The sequence below is a fragment of the Kitasatospora sp. NPDC059577 genome (genome assembly GCF_042735475.1).
Classification (GTDB): domain Bacteria; phylum Actinomycetota; class Actinomycetes; order Streptomycetales; family Streptomycetaceae; genus Kitasatospora.
In genome coordinates this window covers 1-5,403 of sequence record NZ_JBHWBZ010000124.1, presented here as the reverse complement: position 1 = coordinate 5,403, position 5,403 = coordinate 1, and the positions used below count along the sequence as shown (strand labels likewise).

The 5,403-nt window shown below is 74.6% G+C and carries 7 protein-coding genes; 3 read left to right on the top strand and 4 right to left on the bottom strand.

Going from position 1 to position 5,403, the window contains the following annotated elements; all coding sequences use genetic code 11:
• Positions 1 to 50: 50 nt before the first annotated feature.
• Positions 51 to 416 carry a hypothetical protein gene (locus ACFV0O_RS41135; protein ID WP_380350102.1) on the bottom strand — a complete coding sequence of 122 codons (366 nt, stop codon included), beginning with the start codon at positions 414 to 416 and terminating at the stop codon, positions 51 to 53.
• 3 nt (positions 417 to 419) lie between these two features.
• A complete protein-coding gene (locus tag ACFV0O_RS41130) occupies positions 420 to 620 on the bottom strand; it encodes a hypothetical protein (protein ID WP_380350099.1) in 201 nt (66 codons plus the stop codon).
• Positions 621 to 775: 155 nt separating this feature from the next.
• On the opposite strand from ACFV0O_RS41130, the gene ACFV0O_RS41125 reads away from it, so the two are divergent.
• Entirely contained in the window at positions 776 to 1,297 is a 522-nt protein-coding gene (locus tag ACFV0O_RS41125) for a peptidylprolyl isomerase (RefSeq protein WP_380350097.1), read from the top strand.
• Positions 1,298 to 1,310: 13 nt separating this feature from the next.
• Positions 1,311 to 1,721: a hypothetical protein gene (locus tag ACFV0O_RS41120; protein WP_380350094.1), complete on the top strand. Its 411-nt coding sequence runs from the start codon at positions 1,311 to 1,313 to the stop codon at positions 1,719 to 1,721.
• Positions 1,722 to 1,752: 31 nt separating this feature from the next.
• Here the strand turns inward: ACFV0O_RS41120 and ACFV0O_RS41115 are convergent, their stop codons facing one another.
• Both ACFV0O_RS41115 and ACFV0O_RS41110 read right to left on the bottom strand, forming a co-directional pair.
• Positions 1,753 to 2,856, bottom strand: a complete 1,104-nt coding sequence (locus tag ACFV0O_RS41115) for an RICIN domain-containing protein (RefSeq protein ID WP_380350092.1) — start codon at positions 2,854 to 2,856, stop codon at positions 1,753 to 1,755.
• A 47-nt stretch (positions 2,857 to 2,903) separates the two neighbouring features.
• Positions 2,904 to 4,097 (bottom strand): alpha/beta hydrolase, encoded by a 1,194-nt coding sequence (locus tag ACFV0O_RS41110; RefSeq protein ID WP_380350089.1) that lies wholly within the window; start codon positions 4,095 to 4,097, stop codon positions 2,904 to 2,906.
• Between the two features lie 265 nt (positions 4,098 to 4,362).
• Between ACFV0O_RS41110 and ACFV0O_RS41105 the strand changes: the two genes are divergently transcribed.
• Positions 4,363 to 5,346 (top strand): hypothetical protein, encoded by a 984-nt coding sequence (locus tag ACFV0O_RS41105; protein ID WP_380350086.1) that lies wholly within the window; start codon positions 4,363 to 4,365, stop codon positions 5,344 to 5,346.
• Positions 5,347 to 5,403 lie beyond the last annotated feature (57 nt).

The window sequence follows — 5,403 nt, the reverse complement described above, 5'->3', positions numbered from 1 at the left end:
ACCACGGGCGGCGGCCGGGGCCGCTGTGCGTCAGCCTTCGCCGCCGCGCGTCAGCCGGCGGGGCGGGCGAACCTGCGGGCGATCCGCTCGCGCTGCCGGGCCGCGTTGGTGCCGTCCAACTGCCCGGCGAAGGCCCGCCGGGCCGCCTCGACCAGGGCCGGCGGCACGTCGGGACAGGCCGATTCGACCGCCCACAGCGCCTCGTCGGTGTCGCCGTCCAGACCCAGGCAGGTCGGCACCCCGCGCCCGGCCAGGGCACCGGCCAGCACCGCCTCGAAGACGGCCCGCAGCCGCTCCCGCTCCTCCCGCTCCTCCCGCTCCTCCCGGGCCTCCCGGGCCTCCCGCTCCTCCCGCTCCTCCCGGGCCTCCCGGGCCTCCCGGGCCTCCCGGGCCTCCCGGGACTCCCGTTCCGTCACGCCTCAGTCACCGCCGCCGCCGTTCGAGCCCCTGCGGCGCCGGTTGCGCTGCGCGCTGCGCACCACTTCCCCCGCGCGGACGGTCAGGGCCGCGACCGCGCGCGTCCAGGCCGGGCCGCCGCGGTCGGCCCACACCACGCACACGCACCCGAAGATCACCAGCACCAGCAACCCGATCAGCGCCGCACCGATCACCACGACCACCCGCCTTTCCCGCGCACGTCCTGCGTGCGCCCTCGGTAGGTCCGACGTGGGGATCCTTCCACCCGGTTCGGCCGTGAACCCCGGGGCTGTGCCAGGATGCCGTAGCCGGTCTTCCCGATCCGCCCCACGCGTCCGTCGCACCCGAGGAGCCACCCGTGGCCACTGCCCGCTTCGCCACCCTGCACACCACGGCGGGCCCGATCCGCCTGGAGCTGTTCCCGTTCCACACCCCGAAGACGGTCCGCAACTTCGTCGAACTCGCCGAGGGCACCCGCGAGTACACCGACCCGCGCACGGGCGAGCCGGGCAGCGGCCCGTACTACGACGGCACGCCGTTCCACCGGGTGATCGCGGGCTTCATGATCCAGGGCGGCGACCCGACGGGCACCGGCACCGGTGGCCCGGGCTACGCCTTCGCGGACGAGTTCCACCCGGAGCTGTTCTTCACCAAGCCGTACCTGCTGGCCATGGCCAACTCCGGCCCGGGCACCAACGGTTCGCAGTTCTTCATCACGGTGGGCACCCCCGGCCACCTCAACCGCAAGCACACCATCTTCGGCCAGGTCGCCGACGCGGCCTCCAAGGCCGTGGTGGACGCGATCGCCACCGCCCCGACCGAGGGCGACCGCCCGGTGCAGGACGTGGTGGTCGAGTCCGTCGAGATCACCTGGTCCTGACCGGTCGATCCCGATGAGCGTCGAACCGGAGAGCTTCCCGCCCCGTCCGATCCGCGGCGTGCGGGCCCGTTACGTCCGCCAGGCCGGCTGTCCCTGCGACGTGGCGGTCGTCGAGGTGGACTTCGAGCCCTGGGAGGAGGGCGTGCACCTGGAGGCGGCCCCGGGGGCCGTGGTGCACGGCGACTCCGATCCGAAGTACCTGGCGCTGTTCCACGCGGCGCTGGCCGAGGGGGTGCGCGAGGAACTGGCCGAGCGGGCGCCGGGTCGGGCGGTGGCGCTGGCGGTGGTGGTGCACCTGACCGTCGTGCACGAGGTGGACTCGCGCGAGCACTCCTTCCGGGTGGCCGGACGCCTGGCCGCGCGCGAGGCCCTGGTCCGGGCGTACGGCGACCCCGGTCGGGACGCGGACGGCCGCCGCCCGTAGCGCGGGCGGCGGCCGAACAATTGACGGTACGTCAGGCGCAGGTGGTGAACGTCGGGCTGGTGTTGGCGACGTAGAGGGTCGGCCCGGCGTTGGGGTCCGAGGTGACCGGGACGGTGATGGTGTCGTCGGCCGTCCACGGGATGCCGTGGGCGTCGAAGGTCCAGGAGCCGGTCACCTTGCGGGCGACCTCGGCGAGCGTCACCCAGCCGTACTGCTGCGGCGGGACGGTGACGGCGACGGCGTTGTTGACGCTGCGCGAGCCGTTCCAGACGTTGGTGAAGGTGAGGGCGGTCGTGACGGCCGCGGTGAACACGCCCGGGGTGCCGCCGGAGATGGTGGAGCTCAGCGTGCTGCCGATGCTGCTCGACCAGCCGCTGGTGTCGGTGACCGCGAAGGACTGCTGGACGGTGCCGCTGGTGTTGTTGAACCACACCGCGGAGGAGCACACCCGGGGCAGCGGCGCGGCCGGGGCCTCGCTCTGGACGGCCCAGGAGCAGGTGGAGGCGTCCTTCTGGCACTGCTTGGCGGCGTGGTCGACGGCCAGGCTGCGGGCGGCCTGCGGGAAGCCGGTGGCCCACTGCTGGTTGGCGGTGCCGTTGCAGGCGTACTGGTCGGTCCAGGCGTCGTCGTACTGGGCGCCGTTCAGCAGGTCCAGGCAGGTGCTGTCGCCGGCGTGGCGGATGAAGAACGCGTCGCCGCCGCTGGGTGCGGGCTGCATGAACCAGCGCTGGCTGGCCTGTCCGGCGCAGGTCTGCTGGCGCAGGACCGGGACGAACCAGGAGGCCAGGTCGATGCACTTGCCGGTGTCGTTGTTGACGATGGTGAAGGTGTAGTCGGAGGTGTCGACGTTCAGCCGCCAGGACTGGTGGTAGCCGGGCGCGGAGTTGGTGACGACGTAGACGCCGTCGCCGGTGTTGCCGTTCTGGACGTCGAGCCGGCGTCCGTTGCCGAGCGACGTGATGGTCAGGCACTGCTGCGGGGTCGCGCAGGCGGCGGCCGCGGCGGGTGCCGGTGCCGGGGCGGCGGCGTGGGCGGGCGCGGCGGCCAGGCCCAGGGCGGCGCAGCAGGTCACCAGGAAGGCCGCGAGCAGGCGCAGCCAGGGCGCCGTGCGGCCGGGGGTCGTGGTGGTGGGCAAGGGGGGTGTCCTTTCAGCGGGAGGCAGGAAGGGAGAGGAGAGGGACGTCAGGGCGCGGCGGCGAAGGCCGCTTCCAGGCGCGGGACGTAGTCCACGAGGTCCTGCGCCCAGCAGCCCGCGGTGTGGCCGCCGTGGCAGTCGGCGCCCCAGCCGGTGCCGTCGCCGTAGTCGACGTAGTGGTAGGGCAGCTTGAGGGCGTCCAGGCGGTCCTTGACGCGCTTGGCGGTGCCCTCGGCCCAGAACTCCATGTCGGCGGGGTTGCCGTTGCCGTTGCCGGTGTAGACGGCGATGCCGGTGCGGTCGAGCAGGGCCAGCCGGGAGGCCGGGTCGGCGGCGTTCCAGCGCCAGTCGGCGTTGAACACCGGGTACGGGGTGCCGAAGATCGCGTCGCTGGAGACGGTGGGCCCGTAGTCGAAGCCGCAGGGGCGGCCGTCGCTGGGGCCGCACAGGACGGTGCCGGCGTTGGTCAGCATGGCGACGACGGCGCCGCGCAGGATCATCTCGTCGGTGGACAGGTCGTTGGCGCCGGACATGGTGAGGACCTGGCCGAACAGGTCGGGGCGGTCCTGGGCGTAGTGCAGGGCGCCGAAGCCGCCCATGGACAGGCCGCCGACGGCCCGGTGGGCGCGGTCGGTGCGGGTGCGCAGGTTGGCGTCGACGAACGGGAGGACCTGGGTGAGGTGGAAGGTCTCCCAGTTCTGCGCACCGGCGGGCGTGCCCTGGTCGAGCCAGTCGGTGTACCAGCCGCGCAGGCCGCCGTCCGGGATGACCGTGATCATCGACTGGGCGGCGGTGAGCGCGGGGTAGGCCAGCGCGGGGTCGCTCGGGTTGTCGGAGGCGCCGTGCAGGAAGTACAGCACGGGGTAGCGCTTGTCCGGGTGCTGCGCGTAGTCGGCGGGCAGCAGGATCCGGATGGTGTGCGGCCCGGCGACCTGCGGGGTGGTGACGGTGACGACGAAGTTGGTGGCGCTGCCGGTCGCGGTGCCGACCTGGGTGAGCCCGAAGCCGTCCGTGAGCGGCGGCGGCCCGCCGGCGTCGGCGGGAACGGCCGTCGCGGCGGCCGGACCTGACGCGGCCGGACCTGACGCGGCCGTCGCGGGAACGGCCGTCGCGGGGGCGGCTGCCGACGGGGCGGCGGAGGCCGCGGGTGTCGCGGCGAACGGGAGCAGGCAGGCGGCCAGGGCGGCGACGGCCGTGCGGGCGCGCCGCAGCCGGGCGGGCAGGTGCCGGGCTGGGGTCATGGGGGTCGTCCTCGGCCTTCGACGGTCGGTGGTGGCGGGCGGTCCTCGCGGGGTGCGCAGACGGTCGTGCCGACGGGCCGTCCTGACGGTCCGTCGCACCACTCCTGTCTGAACATCGACAACTCTCGTCACACGGACCGTCCCGCGCCAGAGCACCCGGCGGCGCACCTGGGCCACTGGCGCATGTGGGCCACCCACCCGGGTAGGCTCCCCCGGCCACCCGGGACCACCGGGCGGCAGGGGGACACGATGACCGGGGGGTGTCGTGCACGACGTCTTGGATCCCGACTCCGAACGCGGCCGCGTCTACCGCTGCCTGGTCGGACGGCCCAGAGCCCGGGTGGCCGACCTCGCGCACGGCGCGGGCCTGGACGAGGACACCGTGCTCGCCGTGCTGCGCGACCTCGCGGACGAGGGCGTCGCCGTCGCCTTCGACGGCGCCGGCACCGCCGACGACCGCGACCACTCCTGGGAGGCGCTGCCGCCAGGCCGGGTGGTCGAGACGGTCCTGCAGCGCGACGCGCTGCGCCAGGCCACCGCCCGCCGGGCCGGCGCCGAACTCGAACGCCTCTACCGCTTCGCCCGGCGCGACGCCGGAAGCTACGGCGCGCTGGAGGTGGTCGAGGACCCCGCCCAGGTGCTCGCCGCCAGCCGCCGGCTGCAACTGGCGGCCCGGCACCAGATCCGGGTCATCGACGTGCCGCCGTACTCCGGCAGCCACGCCCACTACGCCGACCAGGAGGTGCTCCAGCGCCGCCGGATGGCCGCGGGCGTCGTCTACCGCGCGATCTACCAGGGCTGCGCGTTCGAGGACCCGGTCGCCGGGCCCAACATGGCGCGCATGGTCGAGGCCGGGGAACAGGCCCGCACCCTGGACGAGCCGCCGCTCAAGCTCGCCATCGGCGACGACGACCTCGCCATCGTCACCCTGCCCGCCGACGACCGCCCCGGCGTGGTCTCCCTGCTGATCCGCCCCTCCAGCCTGCTGCAGGCCATGACCGCGGTCTTCGAGACCCTGTGGCGCCTGGCGGTGCCGGCCAGCGTGGCCGGCGTCGACCTGCGCATCGACGAACGCGACCGGCGCATCCTCACCCTGATGGCCGGCGGCGCCACCGACGACGCCATCGCCCGCCGCCTCGGCCTGGGCCGGCGCACCGTGGTGCGCCGCGTCTCCGTCCTCCTCGCCCACCTGGGCGCCACCACCCGCTTCCAGGCCGGCGTCCAGGCCGCCCGCCGGGGCTGGCTGTGAGACGGATGCGGAGACGGACGCGGAGACGGCAGCGGCGGCGGGGCCGCGGGGCAGTTC